Below are 18,789 nucleotides of genomic sequence, written 5' to 3' on the forward strand. Positions count from 1 at the left end.
CCCGGATTCTCGCACCGCCCTTCCGGGCCCGGTGGGCCTATATCTGGGCGCATGAGAGTCCCGCGACGCGCGCTCGCCGTCCTCCTCGTCCTCGCCGCCGTCCCCGCGGCCGTCTCCTGCGGCTCCGCCCGCGGGGACGACTCCCGGCCCGGCGACGAGCCACCCGCCGCGCTCGCCCCCTTCGACCGGCTCCTGCCGGCGCCCGCCTCCGCGCACGCCGGGGGCCCGGGGTACGCCTTCGGGCCGGGCACGGTCATCCGTACCGGTCTGACGGACGACGAGGAGGTCCGCCGGGTCGGCGAACTCCTCGCCGAGCAGCTGCGCGGGCCCAGCGGGCTCCCGCTGCCCGTGGTGGACGGCGTCGAGGGCGACGGAATCCGGCTCGAGATCGACGAGGACGCCCGGGGGGCGGGGGAGGAGGGGTACCGGCTGGAGTCCGGACCCGGCGGGGTCACCCTCACCGCCCGCACGCCCGCCGGGCTCTTCCACGCCGGGCAGACACTGCGCCAGCTGCTGCCGGTGTCCGGCCCGGGGACGGTGCCCGGCGGAACGGTCACCGACGCGCCGCGCTTCGCGTACCGCGGGGCGATGATCGACGTGGCCCGCCACTTCTTCACGGTCGAGCAGGTCAAGAGGTACGTGGACCAGCTCGCGCAGTACAAGGTCAACACCCTGCACCTGCACCTGACCGACGACCAGGGGTGGCGCATCGCGATCGACTCCTGGCCCAGGCTCGCGGAGTACGGGGGCGCCGGCGAGGTCGGCGGCGGGCCCGGCGGCCACTGGACGAAGGACGAGTACCGCGAGCTGGTGGCGTACGCGGGCGAGCGGTACGTGGACGTGGTCCCGGAGATCGACATGCCGGGGCACGTGAACGCGGCGCAGGCCGCCTACGCGGAGCTGAACTGCGACGGCAAGGCACGCGAGCGCTACACCGGGATCAAGGTCGGCTTCAGCTCGCTGTGCGTCGGCGACGAGCGGACGTACGAGTTCATCGACCAGGTGCTCGGGGAGATCGCGGAGCTGACCCCGGGGAAGTACCTCCACATCGGCGGCGACGAGGCGCACTCCACGCCCGCCGCGGACTACGCGGCCTTCATGGACCGGGCGCAGGCGGTGGTGGCCCGGCACGGCAAGACGGTGGTGGCCTGGCACCAGCTCGCGACGGCCCGTCCGGCCGGGGGAGCGGTGCTCCAGTACTGGGGCCACGACCGCACCCCGGCCGCGGAGAAGGCGGCGGTGGCCGCGGCCGCGAAGGCGGGCCACCCGGTGATCCTGTCCCCGGCGGACCGGCTGTACCTGGACATGAAGTACGACAAGGCGACGAAGCCGGGGCTGGCCTGGGCCGGGTACGTGCCGGTGCGCCGCTCCTACGACTGGAACCCGGGGACGTACCTGGCCGGTGTCCCGCAGTCCGCGGTCCTCGGGGTGGAGGCCCCGCTGTGGACGGAGACGATCGCGACCCGCACCGACTGGGAGTTCATGGCCTTCCCCCGGCTCCAGAGCCTGGCGGAACTGGGCTGGTCGCCCGCCGGTGCGCTCGGCTGGGAGGGCTACCGGCAGCGGCTGGCCGCGCAGGGGCCGCGCATGGACGCGCAGGACATCAACTATCACCGGGCGCCGGACGTTCCCTGGAGCCCGTGAGGCGCGTTCCCCGGGCCGCATCCGTGTGGGCGATCGAACCATCACTCGTGGGGGTGGAACTCGGGGTCCGGCGGGCGCAGCCCGCTCCGGCCGGGGCCCGCGTACCAGAAGGGTGGTGGCGCTCGCAGGAACCCACGGACGGAGAGATAGCCCCATGCCCCTCTATCCCCCACGGCGCCGGTCCGGGCGCATCACTGCGGCGAGCGCCGCGGCACTGGCGCTCGTACTGAGTCTGCCCACGGCGGCCGCGGCCGCCCCCGGTGACCTGGACACCTCCTTCAGCGGCGACGGCAAGGTCGTCACCGACGTGACCGGCTACGAGAACATCTCGGGCATGGCCGTGCAGTCGGACGGAAAGATCGTCACGGTCGGCGACGGCTACTTCGACGAGACCTCGGGCGACTTCGTCGTGGTGCGGTACAACACCGACGGCAGCCTGGACACGACCTTCGGCGGCGACGGCATCGTCACCACCGACTTCGACATCAACAACGACGAGGCGCGGGCCGTGGCCGTGCAGCCCGACGGCAAGATCGTCGTGACCGGGGGCTCCACCTCCATCGCCGGCACCGGAACGTGGGCGACGGCCCGCTACAACCCCGACGGCAGTCTGGACACCGGATTCGGTGACGGCGGCAAGGCGCTCACGGACCCCGACGTCGACTCGATCGACACCGCCCTGGCGGTCAAGGTGCAGCCGAACGGCGCGCTCGTCCTCGGCGGGGGAAGCCTCGGTCGCTGGACGCTGGCACGCCTCACCCCCGCCGGCGCCACGGACACGAGCTTCGGCGGCGACGGCATCGTCATGACCGACTTCGGGGCCGGCTGCTGCCAGAACGTCACCGACCTGGCGCTGCAGAGCGACAACAGGATCGTCGCGCGCCGGCGGCAGCTGGCTGACCCGCTACAACGCCGACGGCAGCCTGGACGCGACCTTCGACGGCGACGGGATCGCCGCCGGCTTCGGAAACACCCGGGGCGTCGCGCTCCAGCCCGACGGCAGGATCGTCACCGCGGGCGACTCCGGCAACCAGTTCGCACTGGCCCGCTTCACCGCCGCCGGCGCCCCGGACCCGACCTTCGACGGCGACGGCCGCCTGACCGTCCCCTTCGGACCCGAAGCAGGCGGCGCGGCGGACGTGGTGCTGCAGTCCGACGGCAGGATCGTCGCGGCCGGCTACTACGGGAGCGACTTCGCGCTGGCGCGGTACAACACCGGCGGCAGCCCGGACCCCGACTTCAGCGGCGACGGGCGGCTGACCACCGACTTCGGCGGCATCGAGGACCAGGCCACCTCCGTGGCCCTCCAGACGGACGGCAAGATCCTCGCCGCCGGCATCGCCGGCGAGGCCATCAGCCTGAGCGCCGACCGCGCCGTGGCCCGCTACCTGGGCGGCGGAGGCAGCGAGCCCCCGCCCCCGCCGGCCGGGGTCGACCTGTCGGTCACCAAGACCGGAACCACCACCGTCAGCATCGGCGACCGGGCCACCTACACGGTCCGGGTGACCAACAACAGCTCCACCACGACCGCCACGGCGACCTCCCTGTCCGACACCCTCAGCGGCGCCGGCGGCACCGTCCTGTCCGCCACGCCCAGCCAGGGCACCTGCACCGTCACCGCCACCGGCGCCAACTGCGCCCTGGGCACCCTCGCCCCCGGCGCGCAGGCCACGGTGACGGTCGTCGCCGAACCCCGCGCCACGGGCACCCTGACCGATCGCGCGACCGCCACCGCCACCCAGACCGACCCGGTGCCCGGCAACAACACCGCGACGGCGACCAGCACGGTCAACAACGCACGCGGCTGCACGATCATCGGCACGAGCGGCGCGGACACCCTGACCGGCGGCTACTTCAACGACGTGATCTGCGCCCTGAGCGGCAACGACACCGTCCGGGCGGGCTACGGCAACGACACCGTCCACGGCGGCCCCGGCAACGACAACATCGACGGCGGCTTCGGCAACGACACCCTCAACGGCGGCACCGGAAACGACATCCTGACCGGCTACTACGGCGACGACCGCCTCGACACGGTCGACTCCGTCTCCGCCAACGACACCGCCAACGGCGGCATGGGCACCGACACCTGCACGACCGACCCGGGCGACACCCGCCTGAGCTGCCCGTAGGGAGCCGGCGGCTGGTGATCAGGTGAGGCCGGGTGCGGCGGAGGGTTCGAGGGACCGTGTCGAACCCTCCGCCGCACCTTTGTTCACCGTCGCGCGAAGGGTGCGACGGGGTTCTTGAGGGTCCCGATCAGCTGCAGGGCGGCGGCCGGGTCGGCGAGGTCGACCATCTGCTTGTTGTTGCGCAGCTGGAGGCGGTTGAGGCAGGACAGCTGGAACTCGTCCGCGAAGAGGTCGTAGCGGGCGAAGCGGTCCGCCAGGGCGGGGACCGACTCCTGGTAGTCGTGGGCGCAGTCGGCCACGGCCTTCCAGAAGGTGTCCTCCTCGCAGATGCCCTCCGAGACGAGGATCGAGCCCAGGAAGCGGAAGAAGCAGTCGAAGACGTCCGTGAAGATCGACAGCAGCTTCATGTCCTCCGGGATGTCCGCCCGGACGCGCTCCACGGCCGGCGGCAGGACCGCGTCCGGGTCCATGACCACGATCTCCTCGGCGATGTCCTTGAAGATCGCCCGCTTCACCACGCCGTTCTCGATGACGAGGATCGTGTTCTCGCCGTGCGGCATGTACGCGAGGTCGTACTGGTAGAAGCAGTGCAGCAGGGGGACCAGGTAGGCCCTCAGGTACGAGCGCAGCCACTCGGCGGGCGTGAGGCCCGACTCCGCGATGAGGGCGCCGACGAAGGAGTTGCCCTCGGAGTCCACGTGCAGGAGCGAGGCCATCGTGGCCAGGCGTTCCTCGCCCTTCAGGGAGTTCACCGGGGACTCGCGCCACAGTGCGGCCAGCATCTTGCGGTATGGGGAGTACCGGTCGGTGGCGCGCTCGTACTGGCGGTGGTGGTAGCCGATCGCCGCGCGCTCGCGGATGATCGAGAAGTCCAGGGAGCGCAGCACCTCGTCCGACCGGATCAGCTGGTGCAGCCAGTCGTTGATGGCCGGGGTGGCTTCCATGTAGGCGGCGGACAGGCCGCGCATGAAGCCCATGTTGAGGACCGAGATCGCCGTCTTGACGTAGTGCTTCCCGGGCGCACTGGTGTTGAAGAACGTCCGGATCGACTGCTGCGCCAGGTACGCGTCCTCGCCCTCGGCCAGCAGGACCAGCCGGCGGTTGGCGATCTCGGCGGCGAAGGTGACCGTGGTCTTGTTCCACCACTGCCAGGGGTGCACCGGGAAGTAGTGGTAGTCCGCCGGGTCCAGGTCCAGGGCCCTCAGGGAGGCCTCGAACCGCTCGATGGCGGCCTCGCCGAGCTCGGCGCGCATGAAGGAGTCGTGGTCCAGGCCCGCACCCGCCGTGAAGGTGGAGACGTCCTTGCGGGCCGCCGCCCACACCAGGTGGACGGGGCTCGCCGTCTCCGGGGCGTACGAGAGGTACTCGTGCACGCCGAAGCCGAGGCGGCCGTTGTTGGCGACGAAGCAGGGGTGGCCCTCGGTCATGCCGGTCTCGATGTCCTGGAAGGAGGACTTCGCCAGCACCGACGAGGGGATCTGCGGCTTCGTGTACTTGAAGCCCGAGCCCGCCAGGGTGGAGGAGATCTCCTCCAGGTAGACCGGCAGGACCTCGGCGCTCAGGCCGAGCGCGTCCTTCAGCTCGATGTGGAAGTCGATCGCGTCCAGCGGCAGTTCGCTCCCGCCCCGGTGGCGGGTGATGGACGCCTCGTCCACCGCCCAGTGGTCCAGGGAGTGCAGGGCGGCGGTGAAGCGGTACTCCACCTCCCCGTCGTCGCTGCGGACCGCGTACGCGTTCCCGCCCAGCGGGGCGGGGGTCAGCAGGCGTTCGTGCGAGAACTCGGCCAGGGCCTTGCGGACCAGGGCGCGGTTGGCGCGGGCCCACAGCTCGGGGGAGAGGTGGGAGACGGCGTCGGTGAGGCTCATATCGACGCTCCCGTGGTCAGGCCGGTGGCGGCTTCGAACTGTTCGCGGGTGCAGAAGCTCAGCAGGGCTTCCTTCTCCGGCTTGGTGACCGGGCCGTCGGGCACGAAGCCGACCGCCTCGTTCAGCGCGTGCACGGCCGTGTTGCGCACGTCGGGCTCCACCACGACGCGGCGCGTCGCCGGGTCGGCGAACAGGGCCGCCATGACGGTGGTGATGACCGCGCGGGTGAAACCGTGCACGGGGGTGTCGCTGGGGGCGACGAGGAAGTGCATGCCGACGTCGCCGGGCCGAGCCTCGTACAGGCCGACCAGTTCCAGCTCGCTCGGGTCGTAGCTCTCCATCAGGAAGGCGGGGCGGCCCTCGTGGAGGCCGATGAAGGCGTCGTGGTGCTCGTGGGCGGCGATGCGCATGTACTCGCGCTCGACGTCCGGCAGCGAGGCCTCCTGCATCATCCAGAACGAGGCCTTGGGGTGCGTGACCCAGCCGTGGAGCAGTTCCGCGTCGGCGAAGGGGTCCAGCGGGCGCACGGCGAAGGTGCCGAGGGCCGCGTCGGTGCGGGTGAACCGGTGGTCGGTGGTGGTGCTCATACGAGGGTGCCTTCCGGGGCTGCGAACTGCTGGAACGCGATGGACTTCTCGACCTTGTAGTACTCGCGGCCGAGGAGCTCTCCGATGATGTAGGCGTTCCGGTACGCGGCCATGCCCAGGTCGGGCGAGGTGATCGAGTGGTTGTGGACCGTGCCGTTCTGGAGGAACACGCCGCGGCCGGTGGTGTCGATGCTGTAGTTGCGCGCCGCGTCGGGGCGGCCGTGGCCGTCGAAGTTCAGGCGGTCGCGGACGGGGGCGAGGAACTCGGGCAGCGTGTACTTGTAACCCGTCGCGAGGACCAGGCCCTCGGTGGCGAGGGAGAAGTCGCGCTCCTGCTCCTCCTGGCGCAGCCCCAGCGTGTAGGTGCCCGTGGTGGTGTCGTACGCGGCGCTGCCCAGGGAGGTGTTGGTCAGCAGGGTGGTGGGGACCGGGCCCGGCGAGGTGACCTTCTTCTGGTAGAGCATGTCGAAGATGGCGTTGATGAGCTCGCCGTCGATGCCCTTGAACAGGTTCTTCTGCTGGGTCTCCAGGCGGTAGCGGGTGTCCTCGGGGAGCGCGTGGAAGTAGTCCACGTACTCGGGGGAGGTCATCTCCAGCGTCAGCTTGGTGTACTCCAGCGGGAAGAACCGCGGGGAGCGGGTGACCCAGTTGAGCTGGTAGCCGTGTACGTCGATCTCCGAGAGGAGGTCGTAGTAGATCTCGGCCGCGCTCTGGCCCGAGCCGACCAGGGTGATCGACTTCTTCTTCTGCAGCTCCGCCCTGTTCTGCATGTAGGCGGAGTTGTGGGTGAAGTCCCCGCCGAGCCGCTCGCAGGCCTGCGGGACGAAGGGCGGCGTGCCGGTGCCCAGGACCAGGCGGCGGGCCAGGTGGGTCTCGCCGCGGTCGGTGTGGACCTCGTACAGGCCCGCCCGCTCGTCGTAGGTGACCTCGGTGACCGAGGTGGAGTACCGGACGTTGTCGAGCCGGTCGGCGGCCCAGCGGCAGTACTCGTTGTACTCGGCGCGCAGCGGGTAGAAGTTCTCCCGGATGTAGAACGAGTACAGCCGGTCCTTGTCCTTCAGGTAGTTCAGGAAGGAGAAGGGCGAGGTCGGGTCGGCGAGGGTCACCAGGTCGGACATGAACGGCGTCTGCAGGTGCGCGCCGTCCAGGAACATGCCGGCGTGCCACTCGAAGTGCGGCTTCGACTCGATGAACAGGCCGTCGAGCTCGTCGATCGGCGCGGTCAGGCAGGCGAGTCCCAGGTTGAAGGGACCGAGGCCGATTCCGATGAAGTCGTGGGGCTTAACGGTGGACGGCAAGGGATTCTCCCAGGAACTGCTCGGCGTGTGCGGCGAGGAGGTCGAGGACGGCCGCGATGTCGGCCGTCGTGGTCTGCGGGTTGAGGAGCGTGAACTTCAGGTACTGCCGGCCGTCCACCTTGGTGCCGGCCACGACGGCCTCGCCGGAGGCGAACAGGGCCTTGCGGGCGTGCAGGTTGGCCTCGTCCACGAGCTCGGCGGGTACGTCGCCCCCGGGGACGAACCGGAAGACCAGCGTGGAGATCTGCGGCTTGACGACGACTTCGTAGCGCGGGTCGGCGTCGATGGCGTCCCAGCCGGCCGCGGCCAGGTCGATGACCTCGTCGAAGAGCGAGCCGACGCCGTCGGCGCCCATCACGCGCAGGGTCATCCAGAGCTTGAGCGCGTCGAAGCGGCGGGTGGTCTGGATGGACTTGTCGACCTGGTTGGGAATCCGCTCCTGCGCCATCCGGCGCGGGTTGAGGTAGTCCGCGTGGTACGTGGCGTGCTTCATGGTGTCGCGGTCGCGGACCAGCAGGGCGCTGGAACTGACCGGCTGGAAGAACGACTTGTGGTAGTCGACCGTCACCGAGTCGGCGTGCTCGATGCCGTCGAGGAGGTGCCGGCGGGTGGGGGAGACCAGCAGTCCGCAGCCGTACGCGGCGTCCACGTGCATCCAGGCGGAGTGCTCGGCGGCCAGGCGGGCGATCTCGGGGAGCGGGTCGATGGACCCGAAGTCGGTGGTGCCGGCGGTGGCGACGACGGCCATGGGGAAGAGGCCCTCGCGGGCGCAGTTCTCCAGTTCCAGGGCGAGGACCGAGGTGTCCATCCGGCGGTTGCGGTCGACGGGGACGGCGATGACCGCCTCGTAGCCCAGTCCGAGCATGGCGGCCGACTTCTTCACGCTGAAGTGGCTGGCCTCGGAGGTGAAGATGCGCAGTTTCGGCAGGACTTCGGACTTGGGCAGCTCGCGGGGGCTGTTCTTCATGACGATGCGGCAGGCCTCGTCGCGGGCCAGGAGCAGCGCGTGGAAGTTCGACTGGCTGCCGCCGGAGGTGAAGATGCCGTCCGCGTCGGGGCCGAGGCCGATGCGCCGGGCGGTCCAGTCGATGAGGCGGCGCTCGATGAGCGTGCCGCCGATCGACTGGTCCCAGGTGTCGAGGGAGGAGTTGACGGCCGACAGGACGGCCTCGCCGAGCACGGCCGGGATGACCACCGGGCAGTTGAGGTGGCCCAGGTAGCGCGGGTGGTGGAAGTACACGGCGTCGCGGAGGTAGACCTCTTCCAGCTCGTCCAGGGCGGCGGCCGCGTCTTCCAGCGGGGCGTCCAGGTCGATGCCGGCGATGACCGGGGCGAGTTCGTCGACGGATATGCCGGTGTGGGGCCGTTCCGTCGTGGCGAGCTTGGCCGCGACGCGCGCGACTCCCTCGGTGACGGAGCGCCGGTAGAGGTCCGCGGTCGTCTCGTTGAGCAGATGCTGACGCATCAACTTTCCTCCGGGCAGGGGGAGAGGGCTTGGGGTGCGTGGCTTAGGTTAGCCTAACCTTACTTCCTCGCCAAATGCAGATGGGCCCCGGCCAAAAGCCGGAGCCCATCACAAGTGTTTTAAGCCAAGAGGCAGTTGGAGCTAGAGCTCCGCCGTCGGGTCCTCGCTCGGCGCCCGGCCCGCGTACGCCTCCGCGAGCAGCTCCTCCTCGCTCGCACCGAGTCGCCAGTAGCCGGTGAAGCGCACCGCGCGCCGGTCGACGCCCCGCTCCTGCACGAAGTGCCTGCGCACCGCCCGGATCGTCGCGGACTCGCCCGCGATCCAGGCGTACGGGGCTTCGGCGGCCGGCAGTTCGGCCGCCCGGACCACCTCCAGCAGCCGTTCGGTGCGCTCGGAGCCGGCGCCGGGCTCCCGTACGACCCAGGTGATGTCCGCGTCGGCGCGCGTCGGCAGGACCAGCCGGTCCTCCTCGTGCGGGACCTCGAACCAGGCCTTGACCCGGGTGCCGTCCGCCAGCCGGTCCAGGATCGCGGCGGCGGCGGGCAGGGCGGTCTCGTCCGCGTACATCAGGACCGCGTCGGTGCCGGCCGGCGGCTGGAAACGTACGGACTTGTTCTCCGCCACGGCCGGGCCGATCGCCATGATCCGGCGGCCGGACACCGCGCGGCCGGCCCAGAAGGAGGCGGGAGAGGAATCCCCGTGCAGGACGAAGTCGATGTCGACCTCGTTCGCGCCCTCAGGGGTCCGCCGCTGCTCGCGGACCGTGTACGAGCGCATCACCGGGCGGTCCTCGTCGGCCATCGCGCGCCAGTCCCCGAACCAGGTGTCCTCGGTCGTGGACGGCAGCACGGTGTGCTCGCGGCCGGCCGGCGGAAGGAAGAGGGACAGGCTCTGGTCGTAGCCGCCGGAGCGGAAGTCCACGAGGGACTCGCCGCCGAAGGTGACCCGCAGGAACGAGTGGCCCAGGCGCCGGGTGCGCACCACTTCGAGCTCGAAGAACGTGAAGTGGGCCACGGCCGCGGCGGCTTCGGCGACCTCGGCGGACCCTGCGGTCTCGGTGGTCCGGGCGGAGTCGGATGCGGTGGCGGTCATGCGGAGGGTCCCCCTGCGGATCGGTGCGATGACGGGCGACGGCAGGCGGCCCCGGCGCCTGGGTGAGGCGCCGGGGCCGGTCTGCCGAGGGTCAGCTGACCTTCTTGGCGTTCTGGATGGACTTCGCGAGGTCCTCGAGGATCTGCGCGCACTTCTCGTACGAGTAGATCGGCTCGGTCACGCGGGGGGTGACCTGGTTGGCCTTGACGGCGGGCAGCTCGGCCCAGGTCGGCTTGGCCTTCAGCTCGGCCGGCTGCAGGGTGCCGGTGCGGTTGTCGAGCAGGACGACGTCGGCCTTGTACTTGCCGGCGTTCTCCCAGCTGAGGCTCTCGAAGAAGCCGCCCTCCTGCGTCTTCTCCGGGGTGACGAACTCGACGCCGAGCGACTGGAAGTACTTCAGGTCGGCGGAGGTGCCGGCGGTGGAGACGTAGAACAGGTCGGCGGAGCCGGAGCCGACGAGCACCTTGATGCCCGGGTTGGCCTTGGTGGCCTCGCGGAGCTTCGCGGAGGCCGCCTCGAAGCGGGCCTTGCCGTCGACGGCCTTCTTGGAGTTCAGGTCGGCGCCCAGGGACTTGGCGAGCTCCGCGGTGCGGGCCAGGGCCTTGTCCATGCTCACGTCGCCGCCCACGCCGATCGCGGCGGCCGGGGCGAGCTTGAGGATCTTGTCCTTGGAGGCCTCCGGCACGTACCAGTACGTGCCGTCCCAGGTGTTGGTGACCAGCAGGTCGGGCTGGAGCGCGGCGTACTTCTCGACGTTGAACTCGTCGTAGACGTTGCCGAGGACCTCGACCTTGGAGATGTCCATCGAGCCGGCCTGTACGTCGGCCTTGCCGTCGGCGGTCCTGGTCGGGCCGAAGACGCCCTTGACGTTGATGCCGTAGTCGTACAGCGCGGCGGCGGTGCCGGTGAAGGCGACGATGTTCTTGGGCGTCGCCTTGGTGGAGACGTCCTTGCCGAGGTCGTCCTTGAACGTCCAGGGACCGGAGGCCGCGCCCGAGCCCTTGCTGCCCGCCCCGTCCTTCGCGGTGTCGTTGCCGCCGCAGGCGGTGAGCGCGGCGACCAGGCCGAGAGCGCCGCCTGCCGCGATGAGACCGCGGCGGGTGAGGAGGGAGGATCGGGACTTGGGCATGTCGATGTCCGCTTTCATGCGTGCCGGGCGGCCGTCGGGCCGTTCGAGAGGAAGGTTAGCCTAACCTTGGCTGAAAGCGGTAAGGGGGCCCTAAGTTCTACCGGGAACGCGGGAGCGGCCCGCGTGGGGACGCGGGCCGCTTCGGAGCGGGGTGGATCAGCCGGCGAAGCCCAGCTCGCGGGCGATCAGCATGCGCTGGACCTCGCTCGTGCCCTCGCCGATCTCCAGGATCTTCGAGTCGCGCCACATGCGGGCCACCGGGTACTCGTTCATGAACCCGTAGCCGCCGTGGATCTGCGTGGCCTCGCGCGCGTTGTCGACGGCCACCGTCGAGGAGTACAGCTTCGCGATGGCCGCCTCCTTCTTGAACGGCTCGCCGGCCACGAGCCGGGAGGCCGCGTCGCGCCAGCCGATGCGGGCCATGTGGGCGCGCATCTCCATGTCCGCCAGCTTGAACTGGATGGCCTGGTTGTCGCCGATCGCCTTGCCGAAGGCGTGCCGCTCCTTGGCGTACTTCACCGACTCGTCCACGCAGCCCTGCGCGAGCCCGGTGGCCAGCGCCGAGATGGCGATGCGGCCCTCGTCGAGGATGCGCAGGAACTGGGCGTAACCGCGGCCCTCCTCGCCGACCAGGTTGGCGAGCGGGACCCGTACGTCCTGGAAGGCCAGTTCGCGGGTGTCCGAGGAGTTCCAGCCCACCTTGGAGTACGGGGCGGCCACCGTGAAGCCGGGGGTGCCGGACGGGACGATGATCGAGGAGATCTCCGGGCGGCCGTCGGCCTTGCGGCCCGTCACGGCCGTGACGGTGACCAGACCGGTGATGTCCGTACCGGAGTTGGTGATGAAGCACTTCGAGCCGTTGATCACCCACTCGTCGCCCTCGCGGACGGCGGTCGTACGGGTGCCCCCGGCGTCGGAGCCCGCACCCGGCTCGGTCAGGCCGAAGGCGCCGAGGATCTCGCCGGAGCACATCCTCGGCAGCCACTCCCGCTTCTGCTCCTCGGTGCCGAAGAGGTAGAGCGGCATGGCGCCCAGCGAGACGCCCGCCTCCAGGGTGATGGCGACCGAGGAGTCGACGCGGGCCAGCTCCTCCAGGGCGATGCCGAGGGCGAGGTAGTCGCCGCCCATGCCGCCGTACTCCTCGGGGAAGGGCAGGCCGAACAGGCCCATGCGGCCCATCTCGGCGACGATCTCGTACGGGAACTCGTGCCGCTCGTACAGATCGCCGATCTTGGGCGCCACGACATCGTGCGCGAACGCCTCGACGGTGCGGCGGAGTTCCTCGTGCTCGGGGGTGAGCCGGTGGTCGAGGGCCATGGTCTTCGTTACTCCTTGTGGGAGAGGGCGCGGACGGTACGGGAGGGGCTCGGTCGCCCCAACTGCTCGGCCATCCACACGCTCGTGGCGGTGAGGGCGGCCAGATCGACCCCGGTCTCGATGCCGAGGCCGTCGAGCATCCACACCAGGTCCTCGGTGGCGAGGTTTCCGGTGGCGCTCTTCGCGTACGGGCATCCGCCGAGGCCTCCTGCGGAGGCGTCCACGGTGGTCACGCCGTGCTGGAGCGCGGCGAGGGTGTTGGACAGGGCCTGGCCGTAGGTGTCGTGGAAGTGCACACCGATCCGGTCGGTGCCCACGCCCACCTCGTTGAGCTCGCTCAGGAGGGCCTGGACGTGCCCCGGGGTGGCGACGCCGATGGTGTCGCCGAGGCTCAGCTCGTCACAGCCGAGGTCGAGCAGGGCCTTGGCGACGCCGACCACCTGGTGGACCGGGACCGGCCCCTCCCAGGGGTCGCCGAAGCACATGGAGAGGTAGCCGCGCACGTGCGCCTTCTGCTCCTTCGCGCGGGCCACGACGGGCTCGAACATCGCGAGGGACTCGGCGACCGTGCGGTTGAGGTTGCGCGACGCGAAGGTCTCGGTGGCCGAACCGAACACGGCGATGCGGGTGGCACCGAGCGCGAGCGCGCGGTCGAGGCCGCGCTCGTTGGGGACGAGGACCGGCAGCGCGGCCTCCACGTCCGCCAGGAGCGGGAACAGCTCCTCGGCGTCGGCCAGCTGGGGGACCCACTTGGGGTGCACGAAGCTGGTGGCCTCGATGGTGGTGAGCCCGGCGGCGGCCAGCCGGTGGACGAACTCGGCCTTCACGGCGGTGGGGACGGCCGTCTTCTCGTTCTGCAGTCCGTCGCGCGCGCCGACCTCGTGGATGCGGACCCGGGCCGGGAGCCCGGGCGCCGGGAGGGTCATCGGGAGCCCGTTCACTTGGCCTCCTCCTCGTCCGGGGTGACCACGGCCAGTACCTGGTCCATGGCCACCGTGGTGCCGGGGGTGACGTCGATTTCGGTGACGGTGCCGGCGTGCGGGGCGGAGATGACGTGCTCCATCTTCATGGCCTCGACGACGAGCAGGCTCTGCCCGGCGACGACCGTGTCGCCCACGGCCACCTTGACGACGGTGACGGTGCCGGGCATCGGAGCCGCCAGGGTTCCGGCGCCGGTGTGGCCCCGGCCGCTGAGCGCTGCCGCGACGGGGTCGTGGTCCTGGACGTGCCAGCTGTCCGCGTCGCGGCCGAGCCAGGTCCCCTCCGGGGAGGTGGCGTGGCTGAACCGGTGGGTGACCCCGTCGAGTTCGACCGTGAGGCGGTCACGGGTCAGCTCGACGATCCGGCCCCGGGCCGGGGTGCCGGGGGCGCCGCCGTCGGGTGCGGGCGTGAGGAGCAACTCCGTGTCGGAGCCGGAAGGACGGGTGCGGATCGCTACCGGGTCCTGGCCCGGGAGGCGGAAGTGGTGGACCATCCAGGCGGGCGTGCCACCGAGGCGCCAGCCGGTGGCGGCGTCGAACGGGTCGACCCAGCCTCCCGCCGCCGCGGCACCCTCCAGCCCCGCCGGCGACGGGGGCGCGGCCAGCAGGGCGGCCGCCGCGTACACCTCGGCCGGGACGCCCTCCGGGAGCAGGGACGGGAGGTCGCGCTCGACCAGTCCCGTGTCCAGGTCGCCCGAGACGACGTCCGGATGCGCCAACAGCCTCCGCAGGAAACCCGCGTTGGTCTGGACACCCAGGATCACGGTGTCCGCCAGCGCCCCCCGCAGCACCCGCAGCGCAGCCGCCCGGTCGGGCCCGTACGCGATGACCTTCGACAGCATCGGGTCGTACGTGGAACCCACCGGCACGCCCGCCGTGAGCCCGGAGTCCGTACGGACGGATCCGCCCGAGGGCTCGGACAGGGCCAGCACCGTGCCGCCGGACGGCAGGAACCCCCGCGCCGGATCCTCCGCGCAGACCCGCGCCTCGATCGCGTGCCCGGTCAGGACCACGTCCGACTGGGCGAAGCCCAGCTCCGCGCCCGCCGCGACCCGCAGCTGCTGCTCCACCAGGTCCAGGCCCGTGACGAGTTCGGTCACCGGGTGCTCGACCTGGAGACGGGTGTTCATCTCCATGAAGTAGTAGGAGGAGGGGTCGCCGCCGGGCACGATGAACTCCACCGTCCCCGCGCCGACGTACCCGCACGAGCGCGCCGCCTCCACGGCCGCCGCGCCCATCGACTCCCGCAGCTCCGGCGTCAGCAGGACCGACGGGGCCTCCTCGATGACCTTCTGGTGGCGCCGCTGCAGGGAGCACTCGCGCTCGCCGAGGTGCACCACGTTGCCGTGCGCGTCCGCCAGTACCTGGATCTCGATGTGCCGGGGCCGGTCCACCCAGCGCTCCACGAGCAGGGTGTCGTCGCCGAAGGAGGACCGGGCCTCGCGCCGCGCCGCCGCGATCTCCTCGCCCAGCAGGGCGGAGTCCCGTACCAGCCGCATGCCCTTGCCGCCGCCGCCCGCCGAGGGCTTGAGCAGTACCGGCATGCCGATCTTCTCGGCGGCGGAGACCAGTTCGGCATCCGAGAGCCCGCTGCCCGAGGAGCCGGGGACCACGGGCACGCCCGCCGCCTTGACGGTCTCCTTGGCCCGGATCTTGTCGCCCATCAGGGAGATCGCCGAAGCCGGCGGCCCGATGAAGGCCAGGCCCGCCTCCGCGCACGCCGCCGCGAAGGCCGCGTTCTCCGCGAGGAAGCCGTAGCCGGGGTGGACGGCCTCGGCGCCCGTGCGGCGCGCCGCGTCGAGCAACCGCTCCACCGACAGGTAGCTCTCGGCGGCCGCCGCAGGGCCGATCCGGACGGCCGTGTCGGCCTCCCGTACGTGCCGGGCGTCCGCGTCGGCGTCGCTGAAGACGGCCACGGAGCGGATGCCGAGCTCTCGCAGGGTGCGGATGACCCGGACCGCGATCTCGCCCCGGTTCGCCACCAGAACAGTGCTGAACATCAGTGAGGTCCTCACGTCACATACGGAAGATGCCGAAGCCCGAGTCGCTCAGGGGAGCGTTCGCGCACGCGGTCAGGGCCAGTCCCAGCACCTGCCGGGTCTCCATGGGGTCGATGACCCCGTCGTCCCACAGCCGGGCGGTCGCGTAGTAGGCGTTGCCCTGGGCCTCGTACTGCGCCCGGACGGGGGCCTTGAAGGCCTCCTCGTCCTCGGCGGGCCACTCCTGGCCGGCGCCCTCGATCTGGTCCCGCTTGACCGTCGCCAGTACGGAGGCCGCCTGCTCGCCGCCCATGACGGAGATCTTGGCGTTGGGCCACATCCACAGGAAGCGGGGGGAGTACGCGCGCCCGCACATCGAGTAGTTGCCCGCTCCGTACGATCCGCCGACCACGACCGTCAGCTTCGGGACCCGGGTGCAGGCCACGGCGGTGACCATCTTCGCGCCGTGCTTGGCGATGCCGCCGGCCTCGTAGTCCCGGCCGACCATGAAGCCGGAGATGTTCTGCAGGAAGAGCAGCGGGATGCCGCGCTGGTCGCACAGCTCGATGAAGTGCGCGCCCTTCTGGGCGGATTCGGAGAACAGGATGCCGTTGTTGGCGACGATCCCGACCGGGTGGCCGTGGATCCGGGCGAAGCCGGTGACCAGGGTCTGCCCGAACTCCGACTTGAACTCCTGGAAGCGGGAGCCGTCCACGATCCGGGAGATGATCTCGCGGGCGTCGTACGGGGTCTTCGAGTCGACGGGGACCGCCCCGTACAGCCCGTACGGGTCCACCTTCGGCTCTTCCGGCGCCTCGACCGACCAGGGCAGGGCCCCGCGCCCGGGCAGGGTGGCCACGATGTTCCGGACGATCCGCAGCGCGTGCGCGTCGTCCTCCGCGAGGTGGTCGGTGACCCCGGAGGTCCGGGAGTGCACCTCGCCGCCGCCGAGCTCCTCGGCGGTGACGACCTCGCCGGTCGCCGCCTTCACCAGCGGCGGGCCGCCGAGGAAGATCGTGCCCTGGCCGCGCACGATGACGGCCTCGTCGCTCATGGCGGGGACGTACGCGCCGCCCGCCGTGCAGGAGCCGAGGACGGCGGCGATCTGCGGGATGCCGGCCCCCGACATGCGGGCCTGGTTGTAGAAGATGCGGCCGAAGTGGTCCCGGTCGGGGAAGACCTCGTCCTGCATGGGCAGGAAGGCGCCGCCGGAGTCGACCAGGTAGAGGCAGGGGAGACGGTTCTCCAGGGCCACTTCCTGGGCGCGCAGGTGCTTCTTGACGGTCATCGGGTAGTACGTGCCGCCTTTGACGGTGGCGTCGTTCGCGACGATGACGCACTCGCGGCCGCTGACCCGGCCGATGCCCGCGATCACGCCGGCGGCCGGCGCCGCGCCCCCGTACATGCCCTCGGCGGCCAGCGGGGCCAGCTCCAGGAAGGGGGACCCGGGGTCGAGGAGGGCGTCCACGCGGTCGCGCGGCAGCAGCTTCCCGCGGGCGGTGTGGCGGGCGCGGGCCTTCTCCCCGCCGCCGAGGCGGGCGGCCTCCAGCCGGGCGCGCAGGCCCTCGGAGAGCTCGCGGTGGGCGGCCTCGTTGGCCCGCCAGGCATCGGACGCCGGGTCGGCGGCGCTCGTCAGCACTGGTGCCTGCTGCATCGGTCGAGCTCCCTTGCTCGGTGCGCTCGTGTTAATGAGCGTTAACGCATGTGGGACTTAGGTTAACGACCGCTAACGGCCCTGTCTAGAATGGATTCCCATGAGCACCAGAGCGGCCGCCCCGACCCGTCGCGAGCAGATCCTGAGCGAGGCTGCCCGCCTCTTCGCCGCGCGCGGATTCCACGGCGTCGGAGTGGACGAGATAGGGGCCGCCGTCGGCATCAGCGGCCCCGGCCTCTACCGGCATTTCGCGGGCAAGGACGCGATGCTCGCCGAGCTGCTCGTCGGCATCAGCGAACGGCTGCTGACCGGCGGCCGCCGACGGGCGGAGGAGGCGGCCGGTGACCCGTCCGGAGTACTGGCCTCGCTCATCGAGGGCCACATCGACTTCGCGCTCGACGACCGGGCGCTGATCACCCTCCACGACCGGGAGCTCGACCGGCTGCGCGAGGCGGACCGCAAGCTCGTGCGGCAGCTGCAGCGGCAGTACGTCGAACTGTGGGTCGAGGTCGTACGGGAGCTGCACCCCGAGGTGGGCGAGTCGGAGGTGCGCGTCTGCGTGCACGCGGTGTTCGGCCTGCTGAACTCCACTCCCCACCTGGCCGCCCTGGGCCGGGAGGCGACGGAGTCGCTGCTGCGCAGGCTCGCGAACGGGGCGTTCGGGGCGCTGTCGGGGTGAGGCCACGTGTCCGCCGGTCGGGATGGAAGGGACGCCTCCGGGCGGGCGGCGGCAGAATGGGCGGCATGCCGAAGCCGATAGAGACGCCTGTCCCCAGCCGAGCCGAACTCATCGACCATCTGGTCCGCACGCGGATCGCGGGGCAGGTGGCCACCCCGCGCGAGAACAACCTCTCCCACTACCGCAAGCTCGCCAACGGCGACCGGCACTACTGGCTGGGCCTGGAGCTGGGCGACCGCTGGACGGACGAGCAGGACGTGCTCGCGGTGATGGCGGAGCGGTGCGGCGTCGTGGACGACCCCGTCCACCGCTTCGGCCAGGACACCATCGACCCCGAACTGACCGTGGCCGGCCTGGACCGGCTGGCGGCGCGGCTGCGCAAGGCCGCGCTGGACCGGCAGAGCGTGCTGCTGGCCACCGGGCACCCGGGCGGCCTGCTGGACGTGCACCGGGCGACCGCCGATGCCCTGCGCGCGGCGGGCTGCGAGATCGTGGTGATCCCGCAGGGCCTGACGGCCGACGAGGGCTCGGTGTGGCAGTTCGCGGACATCGCCGTACTGGAGCGCGGCGCGACCCTGTGGCACACCCACTCCCCGGCCCCGATGGCCGCGATCCTCGACGGCCTCGCCGCGGAGGGCCGCCCGCAGCCGGACCTGGTCGTCGCCGACCACGGCTGGGCGGGGTGCGCGGCGCAGCGGGGCCTGGACGCGGTGGGCTACGCCGACTGCAACGACCCCGCCCTGTTCCTGGCGGAGGCGGAGGGCACCCTCCAGGTGGCGATCCCCCTGGACGACCACGTCCGCGACCCCCGCTTCTACGACCCGATGGTCGCGTACCTCCTCGCGGCGGCGGGCCTGCGGTAGCGATTGTCGGTGCGGCGCCGCCGCACGGGGGCCAGCCCCCGGACCCCCGCGCCTCAAACGCCGGCGGGGCTGGAATTTCGCCGGCGTCGGCCCGCACCTGTACGC

The 18,789-nt window shown here is 71.4% G+C and carries 14 protein-coding genes and 2 pseudogenes; 6 read left to right on the plus strand and 10 right to left on the minus strand.

Features of this window, described 5'->3' with window-relative positions; all coding sequences use genetic code 11:
* Window positions 1-51: 51 nt before the first annotated feature.
* From ACWGDE_RS04450 to ACWGDE_RS04465, 4 genes and pseudogenes are all read left to right on the plus strand, one after another.
* Complete coding sequence (locus ACWGDE_RS04450) at window positions 52-1,644, plus strand: beta-N-acetylhexosaminidase (RefSeq protein WP_453387474.1); 1,593 nt, start codon at window positions 52-54, stop codon at window positions 1,642-1,644.
* Window positions 1,645-1,978: 334 nt separating this feature from the next.
* Window positions 1,979-2,404 (plus strand): annotated as a pseudogene (locus ACWGDE_RS04455) (delta-60 repeat domain-containing protein); the annotation flags it as partial.
* 136 nt (window positions 2,405-2,540) lie between these two features.
* A pseudogene (locus ACWGDE_RS04460) lies at window positions 2,541-2,696 on the plus strand (hypothetical protein); the annotation flags it as partial.
* An 87-nt stretch (window positions 2,697-2,783) separates the two neighbouring features.
* Entirely contained in the window at window positions 2,784-3,776 is a 993-nt protein-coding gene (locus ACWGDE_RS04465) for a hypothetical protein (protein ID WP_453387475.1), read from the plus strand.
* An 83-nt stretch (window positions 3,777-3,859) separates the two neighbouring features.
* Here ACWGDE_RS04465 and ACWGDE_RS04470 read toward each other — a convergent pair whose 3' ends face one another.
* From ACWGDE_RS04470 to ACWGDE_RS04515, 10 genes are all read right to left on the minus strand, one after another.
* Window positions 3,860-5,641, minus strand: coding sequence for an IucA/IucC family protein (locus ACWGDE_RS04470; protein WP_453387476.1), 1,782 nt, complete (start codon window positions 5,639-5,641; stop codon window positions 3,860-3,862).
* On the minus strand, window positions 5,638-6,228 hold the full coding sequence (locus ACWGDE_RS04475) for a GNAT family N-acetyltransferase (protein ID WP_453387477.1): 591 nt from the start codon (window positions 6,226-6,228) through the stop codon (window positions 5,638-5,640). The genes ACWGDE_RS04470 and ACWGDE_RS04475 overlap by 4 nt, the downstream gene beginning before the upstream one ends.
* The gene (locus tag ACWGDE_RS04480) at window positions 6,225-7,526 is read right to left on the minus strand and encodes a lysine N(6)-hydroxylase/L-ornithine N(5)-oxygenase family protein (RefSeq protein WP_453387478.1); all 1,302 of its coding nucleotides are present in this window, start codon (window positions 7,524-7,526) and stop codon (window positions 6,225-6,227) included. The genes ACWGDE_RS04475 and ACWGDE_RS04480 overlap by 4 nt, the downstream gene beginning before the upstream one ends.
* On the minus strand, window positions 7,510-8,991 hold the full coding sequence (locus ACWGDE_RS04485; RefSeq protein ID WP_453387479.1) for a pyridoxal phosphate-dependent decarboxylase family protein: 1,482 nt from the start codon (window positions 8,989-8,991) through the stop codon (window positions 7,510-7,512). Before ACWGDE_RS04485 ends, ACWGDE_RS04480 begins: the two co-directional genes overlap by 17 nt.
* A 141-nt stretch (window positions 8,992-9,132) precedes the next feature.
* Window positions 9,133-10,083 carry a siderophore-interacting protein gene (locus ACWGDE_RS04490; protein ID WP_453387480.1) on the minus strand — a complete coding sequence of 317 codons (951 nt, stop codon included), beginning with the start codon at window positions 10,081-10,083 and terminating at the stop codon, window positions 9,133-9,135.
* 91 nt (window positions 10,084-10,174) lie between these two features.
* The gene (locus tag ACWGDE_RS04495; RefSeq protein ID WP_453387481.1) at window positions 10,175-11,212 is read right to left on the minus strand and encodes an ABC transporter substrate-binding protein; all 1,038 of its coding nucleotides are present in this window, start codon (window positions 11,210-11,212) and stop codon (window positions 10,175-10,177) included.
* 156 nt (window positions 11,213-11,368) lie between these two features.
* Entirely contained in the window at window positions 11,369-12,529 is a 1,161-nt protein-coding gene (locus ACWGDE_RS04500; RefSeq protein ID WP_453387482.1) for an acyl-CoA dehydrogenase family protein, read from the minus strand.
* 8 nt (window positions 12,530-12,537) lie between these two features.
* A complete protein-coding gene (locus ACWGDE_RS04505) occupies window positions 12,538-13,455 on the minus strand; it encodes a hydroxymethylglutaryl-CoA lyase (protein WP_453387487.1) in 918 nt (305 codons plus the stop codon).
* Between the two features lie 11 nt (window positions 13,456-13,466).
* Window positions 13,467-15,509: an ATP-binding protein gene (locus ACWGDE_RS04510; protein ID WP_453387483.1), complete on the minus strand. Its 2,043-nt coding sequence runs from the start codon at window positions 15,507-15,509 to the stop codon at window positions 13,467-13,469.
* A 16-nt stretch (window positions 15,510-15,525) separates the two neighbouring features.
* Window positions 15,526-17,142, minus strand: coding sequence for a carboxyl transferase domain-containing protein (locus tag ACWGDE_RS04515; protein WP_453387484.1), 1,617 nt, complete (start codon window positions 17,140-17,142; stop codon window positions 15,526-15,528).
* 100 nt (window positions 17,143-17,242) lie between these two features.
* Between ACWGDE_RS04515 and ACWGDE_RS04520 the strand changes: the two genes are divergently transcribed.
* Entirely contained in the window at window positions 17,243-17,821 is a 579-nt protein-coding gene (locus ACWGDE_RS04520; protein WP_453387485.1) for an SACE_7040 family transcriptional regulator, read from the plus strand.
* A 56-nt stretch (window positions 17,822-17,877) separates the two neighbouring features.
* The gene (locus ACWGDE_RS04525) at window positions 17,878-18,684 is read left to right on the plus strand and encodes a phosphatase (RefSeq protein ID WP_453387486.1); all 807 of its coding nucleotides are present in this window, start codon (window positions 17,878-17,880) and stop codon (window positions 18,682-18,684) included.
* The last annotated feature ends 105 nt before the right edge of the window (window positions 18,685-18,789 follow it).

The organism is Streptomyces sp. NPDC054956 (genome assembly GCF_053609185.1).